Below are 21,013 nucleotides of genomic sequence, written 5' to 3' on the forward strand. Positions count from 1 at the left end.
AGATTGAGGCGAATAAAGCCCTGCCCCCCCTCCCCGAAGCCAACCCCCATCGACGGGACTATGCTTGCCTCTTCGATGAGCAGTTGTTTCAGCTCATCGTCCGGCAGCCCCAGTTGGCGGCAATCGATCCAGGCCAGATAGGTGGCATCGGCGTCCATCAGTTGCAGACCCGGCAACCGGGTTGCCAGCTGCGTGGCGAACCAGCGGCGATTTTCCGTCAAATAGGCGAGCAAGCCGTTTAGCCATGACTCGCCGTGTTGATAGGCCGCGGTAGCCGCCTCCATGGAGAGCGCATTGAACACATCCAGACCATGGGCGTCGAGACGCTGTTTAAAGCGCTGGCGCAGCGCAGGGGCCGGGATGATGAAGTTGGAGATGCGCAACGAGGAGAGACCGAAGCTCTTGCTGGCGGAGGTCGCCACCACCATGTTTGGCAACAGATGGGCAGGCAGGGAGAGCACCGAGGTATGTCGGTGTCCATCCAGCTGCAGGTCTGCCCAGATCTCGTCTGATACCAGCGTCACGCCGTGTTGTTGGCACAGCGTCGCCAGTTCATTGAGCTCGGTGAAGGTCCAGCTTCTGCCGGTCGGGTTGTGGGGATTGCAGAGGATCATCATGGCGGGGCGTTCCACCTTGAAGAGGTGAGCCAGCTGCGGCAGATCCATCTGGTAGCTGTTCCCTGTGCGTTGCAGCGGATTGTCGAGCAGGCGTCGTTCATTCAGGCCGATGATCTTGGCAAAGGATCCATAGCAGGGGCCCTGGATAACCACCCCTTCTCCTGGTCGTGTCAGCATCTGCAACAGCAGTGAAATACCGGGGATCACCCCCTCAATAGAGTGGATCCACTCCCGTTCGATGGTGAGCTGATGGCGCCGGGCAAACCACTGTTGCATGGCGGTGAAGTAGTCATCCCGCCGTTCGCTGTAACCAAAGACGCCGTGGGCCACCCGCTGTTGCAGTGCCTGCTGCACGGCTGGCGGGCAGGCAAAGTCGAAATCGGATACCCACATCGGCAGCAGGTCGCTGCCATCAATGCCGAGGTATTGGGGCATGCAGTCCCACTTGATGGAGTTGGTATTGTGGCGATCAATCACGCTGTCGAAGTTATGGTCTGACATCTTATTGCTCCTTGGCCACAGTCATGGTCAGCGGCTCCCTGCTCAACTCTTGCTGGCCTGTACGCGCAATGCCGATGCCGGTAAAGCCGTAGGCAAGAGCGAAGAAGATGGCGGCATAGCATTGAATGGCCCAGGGCAGGTAATCAAGCGTCGAGACACCAAGGGTGCCCGCCATATAGACACCAGCGGCAGTCCACGGGATCAGGGGTTCAATCACTGTGCCCGCATCTTCAATGGTGCGGGAGAGGTTCTTGGTATCCAGCCCCATGCGGCGGTAGGCATCCTGAAACAGCTCGCCCGGGATAAGCAGTGCCAGCTTGCCATCGCTGGTGGCTCCGGTGACCAGCAGGGTGGTGGCGATGGTTGAGGCGATCAATTGGCCAGTGGAGTGAATGAGCGTCAGCAGGCGATTGATGATGAGGTCGAGTGCGCCCGTCAGCGTCAGTACCCCTGCGAAGGAGAAGGCGCAGAAGACCAGCAGAATGGTGCTCATCATAGAGAACATGCCGCCGCGATTGAGCAAGCGGGGAATATCGGGGATAAGCTGGCTGATGTCATGACCCAGCGGGGTAAACATGGTGAGGTTGAAGCCGTCGATCAGGGCATTGAAACCGGACTGGAGTGGCAATCCCTGCATGGTGATCCCGAGACCGATAGCGATGGCGCTGGCCAGCAACATCAAGGGGATGGTGGGCTTCTTGGCGATCGCACCCCACAGTACAATCAGCGGGGGCAGCAGCAGGAGAGGGTTGAAGTGGTAAAGCTGCTCCAGCGTGGACAGTATGGTAAGTACCTTCTCCGGTGTGGCCACCTCTTCCCCGATGGCAGAAAAACCGGCGAAAAAGAAGACGCAGGCAGCCAGCAAAAAGCTGGGTAGCGTCGTCCAGAGCAGATGCTGGATATGAGCGTAGAGCGTGGTATCGGCCACAATGGCTGCGAAGTTGGTCGAATCGGAGAGAGGTGAGATCTTGTCACCGAAATAGGCGCCGGATACCACGGCACCGGCTGCGGCAGCCAGAGAGACATCCAGTCCGTGAGCAACCCCCATCAGGGCTACCCCGACCGTGCCTGCCGAACCCCAGGATGTACCGGTACAGACCGAGACCAGACTGGTGATGAAGAAAGCTGCGATAAGAATGTACTGCGGGCTGATCAGCTTGAGCCCCCAATAGACCATGTAGGGAATGGTGCCGCTGAACATCCAGCTGCCAATCAGCCCGCCGACACAGACCAGAATAAGGATGACAGGCATCGCCTTGGCCAGCTTCTGGACGATGGACTGGATGATTTCGTCCCAGCTGTAGCCTTGCCAGCAGGCCAGCAGCGCGGTGAAGACGGCGGACAGCAGGAGCAGTGGCTCGATGCGCAGTCCCATCAGAACATAGCCAACGATCAGGAGCACCAGCATCACCAGAATGGGTAATGTGGCCAGCCCCAGGGTCAGGTTTTTTCTCTCTTGTTTCATCACTGTGGATCCATCGCTTCAGAACATGTCGCCATTGTGTGGTGAACAGGTTGGTGAAAATGTGAGCCTTGCATGGTGGTCATGTAACCGGTTACATGGCGTCATAAAACGTGATCATGATAGCAAGATTGGGGCTTGAATCAGTGGTGAAACAGACTCTCGAATAACCAGTGAAGGGCTGAATTCATGGCGGCCTGGGCCCGGCTCCTGCTGTTGCAGGCGGGCGATGGCCAGCTCGGCAGCCCGTTTGGCCATCGTCTCTATGGGGTAGTGAAGGGTAGTGAGAGGCGGATAGAGGTAGCGAGCCAGCAGAATGTCATCAAACCCGATAATCGACAGATCCTCGGGGAGTCGTCGTCCGCATTTTCTCAGGTGCGCCATTATGCCTGCAGCCATCACATCGTTGAAGGTGAGCACGGCGGTGACTTCCGGACACTCAGCCAGCATATGTGCAGCGGCCTGCTCTCCTCCCTCCTCGGTAAAGGGCTGGCTGATAACCCAGCTTGGTTTGATCTCCAGATGGTAGTAAGACATTCCTTGCTGATATCCCTCCAGGCGCGACTGTCGATCGGCGATGGGCAGGTCACAGGTGATGAAGCCGATCTGGCGATGGCCTTGAGCTACCAGATGGTCGACGGCCGCTCTGGTGCCTGCCCGGTTGTCCAGCCAGACGCAGCGGTGAGCCAGCTCGGGCAGATAGCGATTGATGGGGATCAGCGCTGGCATATGGGAGGCGTAACGGAGCAGTTGCTCGTCAGAGAGGCGAGTTGTGTGGGCAACGATCGCCTCGCAGCCCTGATTGATCAGGAACTCGAGTCCATATTGTTCCAGCTCGCTCTGATGGGAGCCGCTGCACACCATCAAGCGAAAGCCGTGCTGCCGGCTGATGGCTTCCACTCCGCGAGCCAATCTGGCAAAGAAGGGATCGGCGAGATTGCCTGTTAGCAAACCAAGCATATTGCCGCTCCGCTTGGCCAGCGCGACCGCAGCCATATCCCGACGATAGTTGAGTGTCCGCATCGCCTTCTCAACCCGTTCGCGGGTTGCAGGTTCAACGTAGGCGGAGTTGTTAAGCACCCGTGAGACGGTCGCTGTCGAGACTCTGGCTAGTGCTGCGACCTGTTTGATCGTGGCCATCTGATTGCCTTTTGGTGCGCGGTAGATAAGGAGCTTCCTTATAGCGACAACTTGTTGTGTCAGCTATCTCCGCTGGTTTTCTTTACTGGGATCTGTGAGCGAAGTGGCGTTATGTATGGTTTATCAGTCGGACAAGCGACAGAGAGGGGAACTGCGGCGAGGCTGACTTTTCAATCATGAAATGATAGTTGGGGAAGAAGCAAAGAGGCCGCCGTGAGTTGCGGCCTGTCTGCATCGGGCGCTGCCGGAGGGCAGGCAGGATCAGTTGAGGTCTTCGATGGAGAACTCGCCAGCGATACCATCACAGGAGATGGCGAAACCGCCGCTGAAGCGGGTGCTGAACTGGATCAGAAACGCATCATTGTCGTGCTCTTGCACAGGCAGGTTGATGGGCTTGCTGCGACGCAGGGGCTTGTGTGTTTGTACTGCTTTCATCATGGTATTTCTCTATATAAATTAGGTGTTTGCTCCTTGTATTGGCAAATGTCAGGTCAATGGGCGCGGTCGATTGGGTGAACGACAAGCGCGCAGGAATACCCAGCCCGGTTAAGGGGCGTCTGCACTTTCAAGGAATATGCTGATGCATAAATCAAATTGGGTGGGCAGATCGGGTCTGCACCGTGAGAGCCGGGCAACGCAGGCAGACAGCCTGACGGTTCTCAAGGCGAGTAAATCAGAAGAAGGTTATGCGGGTACTGGCAGGATTCATCGTGAGGTGAAACATTGCAGGGTAAACATAAACAGGGCTGATTAACTAGCCGACGCGCATTCTCTCCTCGAAATGAATAAAAAGCAAACAATAATTTGCCGATGTTGAAGCCAGTACGCTTTTCCTCTGTGTAATCAAGGTGCTATCAGCAGCAAATATTCGCAACTATCCGCCATAAAAAGAGGGCTCCCGACGGGAGCCCTCTCTCATTCTGCAATCAGCACAGTGGGCCGACTCAGTAGTCGCCACAGGCCTTCTTGGCAGCCGTGATCATCGGGGTGATGGTCATGCCTTGCACCACGATGGAGAACATCACCACCGAGTAGGTCATCACCAGGATGACCTGACGCAGATCGACGCCATGTTCCGGGATCATCATGACGCCGGAGGGGAGTGCCAGTGCCATCGCCATCGCCAGACCACCGCGCAGGCCACCCCAGGTGAGGATCCGCACCGAGAAGGTGTTGTAATTGCGGAATCGGCGGAAAGCCACATAGGGCAGCGACACGCTGATAAAGCGGGCACCCAGGCAGAGCGGCACCGCAATGACCAGCAGGATCCAGTCACGCCAGGCGAGATCCAGCAGTACCAGCGCCAGACCGATCAGCAGGAACAGCAGGGCGTTGAGGAACTGGTCCATCAACTCCCAGAAGTGATCCAGGTGATGGCTGCTCTGCTCTGAGAAGCCGGAGTGACGGGTCCAGTTGCCGATCATGATGCCGGTGACCACCATGGCCAGTGCGCCGGAGACGCCGATCATGTTGGCAAAGGCGAAGCCGGCGGTCGGGATGCAGAGGGTCAGCAGCAGCTCCAATGAACCGTCGTCGGTGGCGCTGATCATCACGTGGGCGATGAGGCCCAGCACGGCGCCGAACAGGATGCCACCGAGGGCTTCGTGCAGGAACAGACCGGCCACGCTACCGAAGGTGGGCTCGACACCGCCAAAGGCGACGGCAAACACGGTAGCGAAGATGACGAGGCCAACACCGTCGTTGAACAGGGATTCCCCTTCGATCTGGATGGCGATCTGGGGTGGCGCTTTCATCTTCTTGACGATGGCCAGTACGGCAATCGGGTCAGTGGGGGAGATCAGCGCGCCGAACAGCATGCAGTAGACCAGCGGCAACTCCCAGCCCAGCAGCTTGGCGATAAACCAGAAGCCGTAGCCGATGAGGAAGGTGGAGAGCAGGGTGGCAATGATGGCCAGAATGGTGATCTCCCACTTCTGGCTACGCAGCGCCTTGAGGTTGATGCCAAGGCCACCGGCGAACAGCAGGAAGCCCAGAATCCCCTTCAGCAGGAAGTTCTGGAAGTCGATGCTCTCCATGGTTTTGACGGCAAGAGGTTCCAGATTGAACCAACCCAGTTTGCCAAACAGCACCAGCAGTGCGGAGATCAGCATGGAGCCCGCAGTAATGGCGATGGTGGTCTGGATCTTCACAACATACTGGTTGGCAAAGGCGATAAAAATCGCCAACGCTGCCAGAAAACAGAGTGTGTAGTAGACGCTCATAGTTATTTTTTTCTCGTTGGTAGACAGCAAGCACGTATCCCTATGCAGGACGGGCATAGGTTACTCTCGGGCCCTATGTTACTCATTACCCATAAATGAGTATATAGTGGCGAATTTGGACTGATAGACGGCTAGATTTCCATTTTATTTGTTTGCTGTTAGGATGCTGTTTACGCAGTTGCATGGATGTAAGAGGAACACGCGGTGTCGAACGTAATGTCGAGCAGAGAGCCGAGCAAGCAGTCGGACATAACAAAGAAGCTGGAAGCCTGCCTCAGGGAGCGGATCCTGATCATCGACGGGGCCATGGGCACCATGATCCAGGGCTACAAGCTGGGGGAGGCGGATTATCGGGGTGAGCGGTTTGCCGACTGGCATACCGACATCAAGGGCAACAACGATCTGCTGGTGCTGACCCGTCCGGCTGTGATCCGCGAGATCCACGAGCAGTATTGCGCTGCCGGGGCCGACATTCTCGAGACCAACACCTTCAACGCCACTCGCATCGCCATGGCCGATTACGAGATGGAAGAGTTTTCTGCCGAGATCAACCGGGAAGCCGCCCGTCTGGCCCGCGCCGTGGCCGACGAGTGGACGGCAAAAGATCCCGCCAAGCCGCGTTTCGTCGCAGGGGTGTTGGGCCCCACCAATCGTACCGCCTCCATCTCGCCGGATGTGAACGATCCCGGCAAGCGCAACGTCACCTATGACCAGCTGGTGGCCGCCTACACCGAATCGACCCACGCCCTGATCGAGGGCGGCGCCGACATCATCCTGATCGAGACCATCTTCGATACCCTCAACGCCAAGGCCGCCGCCTTCGCGGTGGAAGGGGTGTTCGAGGCGCTGGGCTACAGCCTGCCGGTGATGATCTCCGGCACCATTACCGATGCCTCCGGCCGAACCCTCTCCGGCCAGACCACCGAAGCCTTCTACCATTCGCTGCGCCACGTCAAACCGGTCTCCTTCGGTCTCAACTGCGCGCTGGGGCCGGATGAGCTGCGCCAGTACATGGAGGAGCTGTCGCGCATCAGCGAATCCTGCGTCAGCGCCCACCCCAACGCCGGTCTGCCCAATGCGTTCGGCGAGTACGACCTCGATGCGGGTGAGATGGCGGAGCATATCCGCGAGTGGGCCCAAAGCGGCTTTCTCAACCTGGTCGGTGGCTGCTGCGGCACCACCCCGACCCATATCCGCGCCATGGCCGACGCCGTGGCGGGCATCAAGCCGCGCGTGCTGCCCGAGCTGCCGGTGGCCTGCCGCCTGTCGGGTCTCGAGCCGCTGATCATCACCCCCGAGTCCATGTTCGTGAACGTGGGGGAGCGCACCAACGTTACCGGTTCGGCCAAGTTCAAGCGGCTGATCAAGGAGGGGCTCTACGACGAGGCGCTCGATGTTGCCAAGCAGCAGGTGGAGAACGGCGCCCAGATCATCGACATCAACATGGACGAGGGGATGCTGGACGCCGAAGCGGCCATGGTGCGCTTCCTCAATCTCATCGCTGGTGAGCCGGATATCGCCCGGGTGCCTGTGATGATCGACTCCTCCAAGTGGGAGGTGCTGGAGGCGGGCCTCAAGTGCGTGCAGGGTAAGCCGGTGGTCAACTCCATCTCCATGAAAGAGGGGGAGGAGAAGTTTATCCAGCAGGCCAGATTGCTGCGCCGCTACGGCGCCGCCGTCATCGTGATGGCGTTCGATGAAGCGGGGCAGGCCGATACCCGTGCCCGCAAGTTCGAGATCTGCCAGCGTGCCTACCGGATCCTGGTGGATCAGGTCGGTTTCCCGCCGGAAGACATCATCTTCGACCCCAATATCTTCGCGGTAGCGACCGGCATCGACGAGCACAACAACTACGCGGTGGACTTCATCGAGGCGGTGAAGGACATCAAAACGCACCTGCCCCACGCCATGATCTCCGGCGGCGTCTCCAACGTCTCGTTTTCGTTTCGCGGCAACGAGCCGGTGCGGGAAGCCATTCACGCCGTCTTCCTCTACCACGCCATCAAGAACGGTATGGATATGGGGATCGTCAACGCCGGTCAGCTCGCCATCTATGAAGACATTCCGGCGGAGCTGAAAGAGAAGGTTGAGGCGGTGGTGCTCAACCTCAATGACAACGCCACCGAGGAGCTGCTGGCCATCGCCGAGAAGTATCGCGGTGCCGGTGCCCAGGCGGAGGATCCGCGGGATCAGGAGTGGCGCAGCTGGCCGGTGGGCAAGCGGCTGGAGCACGCACTGGTCAAGGGGATCACCGACTTTATCGAAGAGGATACCGAAGAGGCACGCGCTGGCGCGGAGAAGCCGCTGCACGTCATCGAAGGGCCGCTGATGGATGGCATGAACGTGGTGGGCGACCTGTTCGGAGCGGGCAAGATGTTCCTGCCGCAGGTGGTGAAATCGGCGCGGGTGATGAAGCGGGCGGTGGCCTATCTGCAGCCCTATATCGAGGCGGAAAAGTCGGGCGGCTCCAGCAACGGCAAAATCGTGCTGGCCACCGTGAAGGGGGACGTGCACGACATCGGCAAGAACATCGTCGGGGTGGTGCTGCAGTGCAACAACTTCGAGATTGTCGACCTCGGGGTCATGGTCTCCTGCGAGACCATTCTCAAGACTGCGCGGGAGGTCGGCGCTGATATCATCGGGTTGTCGGGTCTCATCACCCCGTCGCTGGACGAGATGGTGCACGTGGCCAAGGAGATGGAGCGTCAGGGCTTCAAGCTGCCGCTGCTGATCGGCGGTGCTACCACCTCCAAGGCGCACACTGCGGTGAAGATCGAACAGAACTACTCGGAGCCCGTGGTCTATGTCTCCAACGCCTCCCGTGCGGTCGGGGTGGCCCAGAGCCTGCTTAGTCCGGATCTCAAGGAGGCGTTTGTCGCCCGCATCGACAAGGAGTACGAGATCGCCCGGGATCAGCATGCCCGCAAGCAGCCGCGCTCCCGCCCGGTCAGTCTGGCCCATGCCCGCGCCAACCGGCATCAGCTGGATTGGGTTGGCTACCAGCCACCCAAGCCCCGCGAGCTCGGGGTGCAGAAGTTCGAAGATGTGCCCATTTCGGTGTTGCGCCCCTACATCGACTGGACACCGTTCTTCCTCAGCTGGGAGCTGGCGGGCAAATTCCCGCGCATCCTCGAGGACGAGATCATCGGCGAGGAGGCGACCAAGCTGTTTGCCGACGCCAACGCCATGCTGGACCAGCTGGAAAAAGATCAGAGCGTGCGCTGCGCCGGGGTGGTCGGCCTGTTCCCGGCCAACGCGGTAGGGGACAGCATCGAGGTCTACAGCGACGAGTCCCGCACCGAGGTCATCAAGGTGCTGCACCACCTGCGCCAGCAGAGCGAGAAGCAGGGCTTCCCCAACTACTGTCTGGCGGACTATGTGGCACCGAAAGAGAGCGGCAAGCCCGACTGGATCGGCGCCTTCGCGGTGACCGGTGGCATCGGTGAGGAGGCCATCGCCAAGGCCTACAAGGCACAGCACGATGACTACAACGCCATCCTTATTCAGGCGGTGTGCGACCGTCTGGCTGAGGCCTTTGCCGAGTACCTGCACGAACAGGTGCGCAAGGTGCACTGGGGTTATGCCCCGGACGAGGCCCTCAGCAACGAGGAGCTGATCCGCGAAAACTATCAGGGCATCCGTCCGGCGCCCGGTTATCCGGCCTGCCCGGAGCACACCGAGAAGGGGAGCATCTGGGAGCTGCTGGAGGTGGAGCAGGCTATCGGCATGCAGCTCACCGAATCCTACGCCATGTGGCCGGGGGCGGCGGTGTCGGGCTGGTACTTCTCCCATCCCGAGAGCAAATACTTCGCGGTGGCGCAGATCCAGCAAGATCAGGTGGAAGATTACGCTGTTCGCAAGGGGATGACGCTGGCAGAGGCCGAGCGCTGGTTGGGGCCAAACCTGAACTGACTCCCGCGTGACATCGGTTGATCTTTAACGAGAAACGGCGGCATCCTTGCTCGGGTTGAACAACCTGCGCAGAGCCGCCGTTTAACCTGTTGGTCACAGTGATGTGGTAGCGTGCGGTTTGGTGTGGTTTGTCTTGTTGTCAGGATAAACAATTGGCGTTGTCTTGGCGCTGTGGCACCTTATACTCTCCCGCCCCATCCTGCCCAGGCATAGCCTTCTAGCGGAATTGTCATGAAGATCGCCATTTTATCCCGTGAGCCGAAAAACTACTCCACCCGCCGTCTGGTCGAGGTGGCACAGGCGCGCGGTCATCAGGTAGAGGTGCTCGACACCCTGCGTTGCTATATGAACATCGCTTCCCACAACCCCTCCATTCACTACGAGGGTGGGGAGCTGGGAAGTTATGACGCCGTGATCCCCCGGATCGGGGCCAGCATTACCGCCTACGGCACCGCCGTGCTGCGCCAGTTCGAGATGATGAACACCATGGCCCTCAACAGCTCGGTGGCCATCAGCCGTTCCCGCGACAAGTTGCGGGCGATGCAACTGCTCTCCCGACATGGCATCGGCCTGCCCATCACCGGCTATGCCCACAGCACCCACGACGTACCCGACCTCATCACCATGGTGGGCGGGGCGCCGCTGGTGGTGAAGCTGCTGGAGGGAACCCAGGGGATTGGCGTGGTGCTCTGCGAGACTCAGAAAGCCGCCGAGAGCGTGATCGAGGCCTTTATCCAGACCAACAACAACATTCTGGTGCAGGAGTATATCCGCGAGGCCAATGGCGCCGACATCCGCTGTCTGGTGGTCAACGGCAAGGTAGTTGCCGCCATGCGCCGTCAGGCCCAGCCGGGGGAGTTTCGCTCCAACCTGCACCGTGGCGGCACCGCCGAGGCGATCAAGATCACTCCGGAAGAGCGCGCTACCGCGGTGCAGGCCGCCAAGATCATGGGGCTGGATGTGGCGGGGGTCGATATCCTGCGCAGCGCCCGTGGCCCGCTGGTGCTGGAGGTCAACTCCTCCCCCGGCCTGCAAGGGGTGGAAGCCGCCTCCGGCAAGGATGTGGCCGGCAAGATCATCGAGTTCCTCGAACTCAAGGCGAGCCGCAAGAACAAACCGGCGGAGTGAGCCTCAGGCTTGCATCTGTCAGATAGAAACAGGGCGCCCTCGGGCGCCTTGTTGCTATCTGGCTGGTGCGGCAGTTTCCTCACCCTAGCCCTCTCCCAAAGGGAGAGAAAACTCTCCGGCGGCGATCATCGCCAGCCGGGCGCTGAATACGCCATCCTCGAGCCGGGTGTCGATCTGCCAGCCCAGCTTCTCGCAGATGCGTTGGATGATGGTGAGGCCACAGCCATAGCCGAGGATCTGATCCGGAGCCGCCGCCGTCGGGTTGCTGATGGTGAGCACCGGGCCGCACAGCTCGATGTCGATATGTCCTTCGGCATAGCTCAGGGCATTTTTCAGCAGGTTGCCGAGGGCAATGGCGAGCAGGGAGAGGGGGGCGTTTACTTCGCTGCTCTCGTCCAGATTAAGCCGGATATCGAGCGCCTCCCGCTGCAACAGCGGGGCGAGGCGGGCCAGCTCCTGAAGGATCAGCGGGGTGACCTGCTGCAGTGGCCGCTCCACCGCCTCCTTGCGGCCCAGCAGCAGGAAGGTCTCGGTGAGCAGCGCCATCTCGTCGGCGGCGGCGCGGATGCGGGTGGTGGCGCGGGCGGCCGGTGCGGGCAAGTCCGTCACCTTGCCGAGCAGGGCCGCCGAGCCCTGGATCACCATGTTGGGGGTGCGCAGCTCGTGGCTGGCGAAGCGGCTGAACTCCTGCTCGCGAGCAAACACTGCGCTCACCTCCTGCTTGCCGGCCAGCAGCGCCAGCTCGATATCCCGCAGCTCCTGCCAGGGGGCGTCGGGCTCGAAATCCGCCTGATCCGGGGTGAGGTGGGCAACCCTCTGTTGCAGCCGTTGCAGCGGCCCCGTGATATGGCGCACCAGCCAGATGCCGAAGCCGAGGCAGCCCAGCAGCAGGGTCACCCCGATCAGTCGGGTCGCCAGATGCAGCTTGTCTTCGTAGGGGTCGAGGTAGTCGTCAGCGTCGTCGTTGAAGACCAGATAGAGCAGTCCCTCGCCGGAGGGGTGGCGGGCCACCAGAAAGTGTTTGTCCTCCTTGCCCAGTTGGTGCTCGAAAAAGCCGGGGGTCTGGTAGGGCTTCAGCCATTTCGGCAGGCGGCCCGACTCGGTCCAGTAGCTGGAGAACTGTCTGGGGCTTGGGGCGGCGGCGGCCGGGCCGAGTCGCAGCCAGTCATCGCTGTAGCGGGTCACTTCGGCTTCCAGCCAGTGGCGCAGGCTCAGCTCCTCCATCTTGTCCTCGGCCACCAGCATCAGGCCGGAGAGCAGGATCAGCAGCACCACCCCGGCGCCGCCGAGCGCCATGATCAGGCGGCGGCGCAGGCTCGGCAGGCTCATGCGCTCACCAGTCGGTAGCCCTGACCGTGCAAGGTCTCCAGCATGGGTGTGGGGAAGGGTTTGTCCAGCGCGTTGCGCAGGGCGTAGATATGGCTGCGCAGGGCATCGGAGTCGGGCTCCTCATCCCCCCAGACGGTGTCGAGCACCTCCTGACGGCTGACGATGGCGGGGGCGCGGCGGGCCAGCAGCGCGAGGATTTGGAACGGGATCTTGCCGAGCTTGAGGGGCTCACCGGCGCGGGTGGCGCGGCCGCTGGCGACATCGACCGTCAGATCGCCAAAGCTGATGGCCCCCACATCGCCGCGCGGGCCGCGCAGACTGAGGGCTTGCAGCCGCACCTCCAGCTCCTCCATGGCGAACGGCTTGACCAGATAGTCATCCCCTCCCGCCTTGAAGCCCGCCAGCTTGTCTTCCAGGCTGTCGCGGGCGGTGAGAAACAGCACGGGAGTGGCAATCCCCTGCTCGCGCAGGCGCGCTACCGTGCTGAAGCCATCGAGGCGCGGCATCATCACATCCATGATGATGACGTCGAAACGCTGCTCCTCCAGCAGTTGCAGCGCCGCCTGACCGTGATAGGCACAATCGAGGCGGTGACCGGCCAGCTCCAGATAATCCATGATGGTTTCCGCCACCTGAGGATTGTCTTCCACTACCAAAATCTTCATGCTTTGCTCTCCTGGTTGGTGAGCGTTTCACGCTCTTTTCACACCGGATTCGGCATCCTGTTTGCCAGTGTAACCCCGAGGATCCCTGATGAAGAAGTCTCTCTGCGCCCTCCTGCTGTTGATCTTGTTGCCACTTGGCACTGCACAGGCGACCGAATTCAAACTGACCGGCCGCACCACCTGGCAGCTTGGCCAGTTGATGGTCAACGGCATGCCGTTCGTGATCGATGACCAGACCCGCTTCAAGGATTGGCTCAACGAGGATGATCTCGGCGGTACCTGGGTCGAGATGAAAGGGGTGGTGGAGAACGGCGTGCGCTATGTACGCAAGGTCGAAGCCCTCGACGAAGATGACAAGGACGAGATGGATCTGGAAGGGCCGGTCGAAGGGGGGCGGATCTGGGGCTACACCACCTCGGACAACAGTCTGGCGCCGTTCGAAGGGCGTTGGCTCGAGCTGGAGTGCAAGTTTGACGGCATGCGCCTGAGCCGCTGTCGCGAGGATGACTGATCCGATCTCTGCGTTCCGATTAGAAATGCTCCCGAATGAAGCCCATGCTTGTCCTGCATGGGCTTTTTGTTCAGGGACGAACGAAGATGGAACAATCGAGAAAGTGGTGTGCATGGATGCTGGGGGTGCCGCTCTGGGCGGCGCAGGCGGGAGCCGACGAATTGTGGCTGGTGGAGCTGGAGCACAGCGACGGCATCCGCCTGCAATTTCAGGGGGCCGAGGTGGAGCAGGGCAGTGCCGCCATCTGGCGGCAGGGGGAGATTTGGCCGCAGCCACTCAAACCCGGCGACCAGCTCGCTCTGCTGGTGGCCGATGGCGTTGCCACCCGGATTGAGCTGCTGGCCGCCAGAGCCCCGCTGGCCAATCAGCCCTGGCAGCGGGCGCAAGATCGCCTGCAATCCTTCGATGACCGGCAGCTCACGTTGGCCACCCTGGACACTGTGCCACTCAATCCGCAGGTGCGCTGGGTCAACGGCTCGGCCGCCGATCTGCATGCCGGGAGCGAGCTGGTATTGATCCGTTCGGCGGATGGAATATTGCAGGGAATTGAAGTGATCAATCCGGAAGAGTAATTCAGCATCTTCTTATTTAATATAACTTCACCATATTGTGGCAGCCATTAAATAATGACTGTCACAATATTTATGATTTATTCCTCAATAAAGTCATCGCTCTAATTATTTTCCTGTATCACCATTATTTTGTTTGTCATGGATGTTTTTTGGTGGTTTATTTTATTTGTGTCAGGTTTTGTCGGAGTCCATACCTGTCAAATGAAAAAGGATATTTCTACACAATAACAATTATCGTATGTCTGAAAGAGGGATAAATGATGAATAGAATAATTACCGCCAATCTGGCGTTTTTGGCGTCTTCATTGATGCTCGCTCAGGTGCAGGCGGCTGAACCTGTCTACCCTGATCAGGTCAAGTGGGCGGGTCTTGGCACGGGCGTCTGTGCCAGTGGTTACCGTCCTCTGACCCGTGATGAAGCCATGAGTATCAAGGGTAATCTGGTCAGCCGCATGGGGCAGTGGCAGATCACCGGGCTGGCTGATCGCTGGGTGATTATGGGGTCGGGATATAATGGCGAAATCAAACAGGGCACTGCCGGAGAAACCTGGTGCTATCCAAATTCACCGGTTTCCGGAGAAATACCAACACTCTCTGACTGGAATATTCCGGCAGGTGATGAGGTCGATGTGCAATGGAGGCTTGTCCACGACAATGATTATTTTATCAAGCCAGTCAGTTATCTCGCCCATTATTTGGGATACGCCTGGGTGGGTGGAAATCATAGCCCCTATGTCGGGGAAGATATGGATGTTACCCGGGTTGGCGATGGCTGGTTGATAAAGGGAAATAATGACGGCGGCTGCTCCGGATATCGTTGCGGGGAGAAGAGCTCCATCAAGGTAAGCAACTTCTCATATACCCTGGAACCCGACTCCTTTAGTCACGGCCAGGTCACCGAGAGCGGCAAGCAGCTGGTGAAGACCATCACGGCCAATGCGACCAACTACACGGATCTGCCTCAGCAGGTGGTGGTGACCCTGAAGTACGACAAGGCCACCAACTGGTCGAAGACCGACACCTACAGCCTGAGCGAGAAGGTGACCACCAAGAACAAGTTTCAATGGCCGTTGGTAGGTGAAACCGAACTGGCCATCGAGATCGCTGCGAGTCAGAGCTGGGCTTCCCAGAAAGGGGGCTCGACGACCGAGACCGTCTCGGTTGAAGCGCGCCCCACGGTGCCGCCTCACTCCAGCCTGCCGGTGCGGGTTGCCCTCTACAAGTCCAACATCTCCTACCCCTACGAGTTCAAGGCCGAGGTCAATTATGACCTGACCATGAAGGGCTTCCTGCGTTGGGGCGGCAATGCCTGGTATACCCATCCGGAGAATCGCCCCACCTGGGAGCACACCTTTGCCGTCGGCCCGTTCCGCGACAAGGCGAGCAGCATCCGCTACCAGTGGGACAAGCGTTATATCCCGGGTGAAGTGAAGTGGTGGGACTGGAACTGGACCATCAGCGAGTATGGTTTGTCGACCATGCAGAATAACCTGGGTCGTGTGCTGCGCCCGATCCGTTCGGCAGTGACTGGTGACTTCTATGCCGAGAGCCAGTTTGCCGGCGATATCGAGATTGGTCAGCCCCAGACTCGTTCCGCGAAGGCTGCCCAGCTGCGCAGTGCCTCTGCCGATGAGGTGGCGCTTACCGGTGTGGATCTGGACAGCGAGGCCCTTGCCAACGAAGGGTTTGGCAACGTATCCCTGACCATAGTTCCGGTTCAATAACCTCCCTCACAGGCCCCTTTCATAGGGGCCTGTTTCTGTTCTGCGCAAGACGCTGCTCTTGCTCTGTGTCCCTCGACTTTCCCTCTTTTTCTCCTCTTCTCCCTGCATGATCACAGCGGGAACCTGTGGCGTGCCAAGTTGATGCCAACGCAGGTTTGACCTGTGCTTGGGGTGGCCCCGTGAGCGAGGCATCGTTCACTCATTTGTTGAAAGAGGCGTGTTGGCCAGATTGTTAACGGCTTGTGCTTTAAATTTTCCCCCTTATACTGGCGCCATCTTGTCGGAGTGCTGACCGTCGAACGACGCGAAGCTGAGACCGTTAATTCGGGATCCGTGGAACCTGATCAGGTTAAAACCTGCGAAGGGAACAAGGGTAACTTGCGGGTTACCGCGCCGGAGGAGGGACAAGCCTCTTCCGCTCATCGAAGGGATCACCCTTGATGGGTCAGGGCGCACAGGAGGGAGTCTGTCCCGTCCGGTTGTCCAGCACGTGGGGCGCCTTGCCCAAAGCATGCAGAGAGCGGGAAGCGGCAGAACAGCAGCGCGGAGATCCATCCCGCGCGCACTCCCTCCCGAGATAAACACCCCGCCGCAAGTTCATCTTCTCCTCGAACTCCAGACAAGCAAATACCCATAACTTCAACCAGTTAATGTGAGTTTTGCTATGTCTACTTCTGTATCTGATACCGCCAAATCCAGCCGCCGCGAGCAGCGCTCCAGCGCTCAGGCCTTTATCGACAGCCTCAAAGGGATGGCTCATCCCAACTCCCGCCGCATCTTTATCGAAGGCTCCCGCGCCGATATCCGGGTGCCCCTGCGGGAGATCCAGCTGGCCGATACCTTCGTCGGTGGCACCAAAGAAGATCCCAAGTTCGAACCCAACGAACCGATCCCGGTCTATGACACCTCGGGCCGTTACGGGGAGGAGGGGGTCGCCATCGACGTGCGCCTCGGCCTGCCGCGCCTGCGGGAAAACTGGGTGCTGGAGCGGGATGACACCGACGAACTGCCGGGGCTCAGCTCCACCTTCACTCAGGAGCGTCTGGCCGACGAGGGGCTCGACCACCTGCGCTTCGAGCATCTGCCGAAACCGCGCCGCGCCAAGCCGGGCCGCCGGGTCACCCAGCTCCACTACGCCCGTGCCGGCATCGTCACCCCCGAGATGGAATTTATCGCCATTCGCGAGAACATGGGTCGCGAGCGGGTGCGCTCCGAGCTCCTGCGCACCCAGCATCCGGGCCGCGATTTCGGTGCCCGTTTGCCCCAGAACATCACCCCCGAATTCGTGCGCGATGAGGTGGCCGCCGGCCGCGCCATCATCCCCAGCAACATCAACCACCCGGAAGCGGAGCCGATGATCATCGGCCGCAATTTTCTGGTGAAGATCAACGCCAACATCGGCAATTCGGCGGTCACCTCCAGCATCGAGGAGGAGGTGGAGAAGCTGGTCTGGTCCACCCGCTGGGGTGCCGACACCGTCATGGACCTCTCCACCGGCCGCTACATCCACGAGACCCGCGAGTGGATCCTGCGCAACAGCCCGGTGCCCATCGGTACAGTGCCAATCTATCAGGCGCTGGAGAAGACCAACGGCATCGCCGAAGACCTCACCTGGGAGCTGTTCCGCGATACCCTGCTGGAGCAGGCCGAGCAGGGGGTGGACTACTTCACCATCCACGCTGGCGTCCTGCTGCGCTTTGTGCCCATGACCGCCAAACGCCTCACCGGCATCGTGTCGCGCGGCGGCAGCATCATGGCCAAGTGGTGCCTCTCCCACCACAAGGAGAACTTCCTTTACCAGCACTTCCGCGAAATCTGCGAGCTGTGCGCCGCCTATGACGTGGCCCTGTCGCTGGGCGACGGTCTGCGTCCGGGCTCCGTCTATGACGCCAACGACGAGGCCCAGTTTGCCGAGCTGCGCACCCTGGGTGAGCTGACCAAAATTGCGTGGGAGTATGACGTTCAGGTGATGATCGAGGGCCCCGGCCACGTGCCCATGCACATGATCGAGCGCAACATGACCGAGCAGCTGGAGCACTGCCACGAGGCGCCGTTCTACACCCTCGGCCCGCTCACCACCGATATCGCGCCCGGTTACGATCACTTCACCTCCGGCATCGGCGCCGCGCTCATCGGCTGGTACGGCTGCGCCATGCTCTGCTACGTCACCCCCAAGGAGCATCTGGGGCTGCCCAACAAGGAGGATGTGAAGCAGGGGCTGATTACCTACAAGATCGCCGCCCACGCCGCCGATCTGGCCAAGGGGCACCCGGGCGCCCAGATCCGCGACAACGCCATGTCCAAGGCGCGCTTCGAGTTCCGCTGGGAGGATCAGTTCAATCTGGCCCTCGACCCCGACACCGCTCGCGCCTATCACGACGAGACCCTGCCGCAGGAGTCCGGCAAGGTGGCTCACTTCTGCTCCATGTGCGGGCCCAAGTTCTGCTCCATGAAGATCACTCAGGACGTGCGCGACTACGCAGCAAAGCTGGAGGCCGTTGAGATCAAGCTGGTCGGCATGGATGGCCAGCAGGAGCAGGTGGTGGCTCAGGTGGAGAGCGGCATGGCTCGCATGGCTGAAACTTTCAAGGAGACCGGCGGCGAGATCTACCATCAGGCGGCGGCACTGAAACAGGCCGCAGGGGAGGAGGCGTGAGCAGCGCAAGCGGGGCTGTCAGCCCCGCCGATCTGTCGCCCGTGACCGACTCTCGCCCGGTTGTCTGGACCATCGCCGGTTCCGACTCCGGCGGTGGCGCCGGCATTCAGGCCGACTTGCACACATTGCACGACCTCGGTGTGCACGGCTGCTCCGTCATCTCCGCCATCACCGCCCAGAACTCGGTTGCGGTGAAGATGGTTGACCCTGTGCTGATGCAGACCTTCACCGCCCAGATCGACGCCCTCGGCGTCGATCTGCCGCCCGCAGCCATCAAGATCGGCCTGCTGCCGACCCGGCTCCATGTGGAGGTACTGGCCCGCCGACTGGCGGCCATCGAGGCCCCTTTCGTGGTCTACGACCCGGTGGCCATCGCCAGCACCGGCACCCCGATGGCGGAGCCTAATATGCTGGAAGCGGTGCGTGAGCAGCTGTTGCAACGTCTGTCGCTCATCACCCCCAACGGCCCCGAGCTGGAGGCCCTGACCGGCATTCCTGCGACCAGCCCTGTGTTGGTGCGCTTCGCCGCCCAGCGGCTGCGCGAACTCGGCGCCCGCGCCGTGCTGGTCAAGGGGGGTCATCTTGCGTGGAGCGGGGAGCTGTGTCTGGACTACTACCAGGATGAGACCCGCGAATTCTGGTTGGCGGCGCCGCGCCTGAATACGCGCCACGGCCACGGCACCGGTTGCTGCTACGCCAGCGCCATCGCCGCCGTGGTGGCGCAGGATTATCCGGTGGAGGATGCCATCACCCTGGCGCGAGCCTACCTGCAACAGGGGCTGGCGGCGGCGCAAGGAGTTGGGGCTGGCCCCGGCCCCATCGCCCATCTTGGCTGGCCTGCAGATCTTGCCCACTTCCCCCGCGCCGTGCTGGCGGGATCAACCCTCGATCGCCGCTTCGGACTTTATGAACCGAGCAGTGCCCGCCTGCCGGAGGGCCCTTTTGCCGCAACTGAACAGCATCTGGGCCTCTATCCGGTGGTGGACTCGGTCAAGTGGCTGCGCCGCCTGCTGGGGCAGGGGGTCAAGACCATCCAGCTGCGGATCAAGAATCTGCCTGCCGCAGAGGTGGCACCGGCCATTCGCGATGCGGTAGCGCTTGGTCGCCGTCATGGGGCGCGGCTCTTTATCAACGACTACTGGCAGCAGGCCATCGAGGCGGGCGCCTGGGGCGTGCATCTGGGGCAGGAGGATATGGAGACCGCCGATCTCGCCGCCATTCAGGGGGCCGGGCTGCGCCTTGGCATCTCCACCCACGGCTACTTCGAGCTGATGCGAGCCCGCGAGCTGGCCCCCTCCTATATGGCGCTGGGTCATATCTTCCCGACCAACACCAAGGCGATGCCTTCGCGCCCGCAGGGGCTGGTGCGGCTGCACCGCTACCGTGCCCTGATGTGCGACTGGCCGACGGTGGCTATCGGCGGCATCAGCGAGGATCGGGTGGCGGCGGTCAAGGCAAGCGGGGTCGGAAGTATTGCGCTGGTCTCGGCCATCACGGCCAGCGACGACTGGCAGGGGGCGACCGAGCGGCTGCTCGCGGCCGTGGGAGCGGGGGATGAGCCACGCTCGGCCACCGTTATACGGGAGGCAGAACATGCTCTCTGATGCCGAGTATTTGCGCTACGGCCGCCAGCTGATGCTGGCGGAAGTGGGGGAGGCGGGGCAGGCGCGGCTGAAAGATAAGTCCGTGCTGCTCGTGGGCTTGGGCGGGCTTGGCTCGCCGCTCGCCCTCTATCTCGCCGGGGCCGGTGTGGGCACCTTGTGGCTGGCCGATGGCGATACGGTCGATTCCAGCAACTTGCCGCGTCAGATCCTGTTCGATAGCGAGGCAGTCAACCACTCCAAGGCGGAGCTGGCCCGCGAGCGGTTGGCTGCCCACAACCCGCTGGTGGAGCTGATTGCCATCAACCAGCGGCTCGATGCCGACAGCCTGCCGGAGTTTGTGGCCGAGGTAGATCTGGTGATCGACTGCTGCGACAACCTCGCCACCCGCCAGGCCATCAACGCCGCCTGCGTGGCTCAGGGCAAGCCCTGGATCTCCGCCGCAGCGGTGGGTTGGCAGGGGCAGCTGATGGCGCGTACCAGCAGTGAGCACGCCTGCTACGCCTGCCTCTACCCGCTGGATACCAAGCTCTCCCAGAGCTGCGAGACCAGCGGCGTCACCGGCCCGCTGGTCGGGGTGATGGGCTCTTTGCAGGCGCTGGAGGCATTGAAACTGCTGCTCGGGATGCCAAGCCCGGTCGCCGGCACCCTGCGCCGCTTCGATGCGCTAACCCATCAGTGGCAGACCCTCACTCTGGCTCCCGACCCCGATTGCCCGGTTTGCGGGCAGTGCCGATGCCCGACACACGATAAGGAGATCACCCCATGACCTTGACCATTCGACTCAACGATAAGGCCCAGCCGCTGATGGCAGGGCAGAGCGTGGCCGACCTGTTGGCGGCGCATGAAGTTAATCCACAGGGGGTGGCGGTAGCCCTCAACGGCGCCGTGTTGCCCCGTGGCCGCTGGGCCGAGACCCGTCTCAATGACGGGGACGAACTTCATCTATTCACCGCCATTGCGGGAGGCTGAC

At 60.9% G+C, this 21,013-nt stretch carries 16 protein-coding genes and 1 riboswitch; of the genes, 9 read left to right on the forward strand and 7 right to left on the reverse strand.

Annotated features, from left to right (window positions below; translation table 11 throughout):
- The 5 genes from BN1139_RS09500 to BN1139_RS09515 form a co-directional block, all read right to left on the reverse strand.
- The coding region (locus BN1139_RS09500; protein WP_041980431.1) for a MalY/PatB family protein at nucleotides 1-1,118 on the reverse strand (1,118 nt) is incomplete at its 3' end.
- Nucleotide 1,119: 1 nt separating this feature from the next.
- On the reverse strand, nucleotides 1,120-2,583 hold the full coding sequence (nhaC, locus tag BN1139_RS09505; protein WP_005348686.1) for a Na+/H+ antiporter NhaC: 1,464 nt from the start codon (nucleotides 2,581-2,583) through the stop codon (nucleotides 1,120-1,122).
- A gap of 114 nt (nucleotides 2,584-2,697) precedes the next feature.
- The gene (locus BN1139_RS09510; RefSeq protein ID WP_005348688.1) at nucleotides 2,698-3,720 is read right to left on the reverse strand and encodes a LacI family DNA-binding transcriptional regulator; all 1,023 of its coding nucleotides are present in this window, start codon (nucleotides 3,718-3,720) and stop codon (nucleotides 2,698-2,700) included.
- A gap of 261 nt (nucleotides 3,721-3,981) precedes the next feature.
- Nucleotides 3,982-4,158, reverse strand: coding sequence for a hypothetical protein (locus BN1139_RS21655; protein WP_005340085.1), 177 nt, complete (start codon nucleotides 4,156-4,158; stop codon nucleotides 3,982-3,984).
- Nucleotides 4,159-4,664: 506 nt separating this feature from the next.
- Nucleotides 4,665-5,942 (reverse strand): cation:proton antiporter, encoded by a 1,278-nt coding sequence (locus tag BN1139_RS09515; protein WP_021231596.1) that lies wholly within the window; start codon nucleotides 5,940-5,942, stop codon nucleotides 4,665-4,667.
- 216 nt (nucleotides 5,943-6,158) lie between these two features.
- On the opposite strand from BN1139_RS09515, the gene metH reads away from it, so the two are divergent.
- A complete protein-coding gene (metH, locus tag BN1139_RS09520; RefSeq protein WP_013724159.1) occupies nucleotides 6,159-9,854 on the forward strand; it encodes a methionine synthase in 3,696 nt (1,231 codons plus the stop codon).
- Nucleotides 9,855-10,085: 231 nt separating this feature from the next.
- Nucleotides 10,086-10,982 carry a 30S ribosomal protein S6--L-glutamate ligase gene (gene rimK, locus BN1139_RS09525; protein WP_005340088.1) on the forward strand — a complete coding sequence of 299 codons (897 nt, stop codon included), beginning with the start codon at nucleotides 10,086-10,088 and terminating at the stop codon, nucleotides 10,980-10,982.
- Between the two features lie 84 nt (nucleotides 10,983-11,066).
- Here the strand turns inward: rimK and BN1139_RS09530 are convergent, their stop codons facing one another.
- Both BN1139_RS09530 and BN1139_RS09535 read right to left on the reverse strand, forming a co-directional pair.
- Entirely contained in the window at nucleotides 11,067-12,311 is a 1,245-nt protein-coding gene (locus tag BN1139_RS09530; RefSeq protein ID WP_005348694.1) for a sensor histidine kinase, read from the reverse strand.
- On the reverse strand, nucleotides 12,308-12,976 hold the full coding sequence (locus tag BN1139_RS09535; protein WP_005348696.1) for a response regulator transcription factor: 669 nt from the start codon (nucleotides 12,974-12,976) through the stop codon (nucleotides 12,308-12,310). Before BN1139_RS09535 ends, BN1139_RS09530 begins: the two co-directional genes overlap by 4 nt.
- A gap of 88 nt (nucleotides 12,977-13,064) precedes the next feature.
- Between BN1139_RS09535 and BN1139_RS09540 the strand changes: the two genes are divergently transcribed.
- The 7 genes from BN1139_RS09540 to thiS all read left to right on the forward strand — a co-directional run bounded on the left by BN1139_RS09540 (nucleotide 13,065) and on the right by thiS (nucleotide 21,012).
- Nucleotides 13,065-13,487 (forward strand): hypothetical protein, encoded by a 423-nt coding sequence (locus tag BN1139_RS09540; RefSeq protein ID WP_005340092.1) that lies wholly within the window; start codon nucleotides 13,065-13,067, stop codon nucleotides 13,485-13,487.
- Nucleotides 13,488-13,573: 86 nt separating this feature from the next.
- Nucleotides 13,574-14,059, forward strand: coding sequence for a hypothetical protein (locus tag BN1139_RS09545; RefSeq protein WP_005348698.1), 486 nt, complete (start codon nucleotides 13,574-13,576; stop codon nucleotides 14,057-14,059).
- 260 nt (nucleotides 14,060-14,319) lie between these two features.
- The gene (gene aerA / locus BN1139_RS09550; protein ID WP_013724157.1) at nucleotides 14,320-15,783 is read left to right on the forward strand and encodes an aerolysin AerA; all 1,464 of its coding nucleotides are present in this window, start codon (nucleotides 14,320-14,322) and stop codon (nucleotides 15,781-15,783) included.
- 271 nt (nucleotides 15,784-16,054) lie between these two features.
- Nucleotides 16,055-16,167, forward strand: a riboswitch (TPP riboswitch).
- Nucleotides 16,168-16,447: 280 nt separating this feature from the next.
- A complete protein-coding gene (thiC, locus tag BN1139_RS09555; protein WP_005348704.1) occupies nucleotides 16,448-18,439 on the forward strand; it encodes a phosphomethylpyrimidine synthase ThiC in 1,992 nt (663 codons plus the stop codon).
- Complete coding sequence (gene thiE / locus BN1139_RS09560) at nucleotides 18,436-20,043, forward strand: thiamine phosphate synthase (RefSeq protein WP_005348706.1); 1,608 nt, start codon at nucleotides 18,436-18,438, stop codon at nucleotides 20,041-20,043. Before thiC ends, thiE begins: the two co-directional genes overlap by 4 nt.
- Nucleotides 20,033-20,809 carry a HesA/MoeB/ThiF family protein gene (locus BN1139_RS09565; RefSeq protein ID WP_005348707.1) on the forward strand — a complete coding sequence of 259 codons (777 nt, stop codon included), beginning with the start codon at nucleotides 20,033-20,035 and terminating at the stop codon, nucleotides 20,807-20,809. Before thiE ends, BN1139_RS09565 begins: the two co-directional genes overlap by 11 nt.
- Complete coding sequence (thiS, locus tag BN1139_RS09570; protein ID WP_005348709.1) at nucleotides 20,806-21,012, forward strand: sulfur carrier protein ThiS; 207 nt, start codon at nucleotides 20,806-20,808, stop codon at nucleotides 21,010-21,012. The genes BN1139_RS09565 and thiS overlap by 4 nt, the downstream gene beginning before the upstream one ends.
- Nucleotide 21,013: the final 1 nt, after the last annotated feature.

The organism is Aeromonas veronii bv. veronii, assembly GCF_000820225.1.
Taxonomy (GTDB): Bacteria; Pseudomonadota; Gammaproteobacteria; order Enterobacterales; family Aeromonadaceae; genus Aeromonas; species Aeromonas veronii.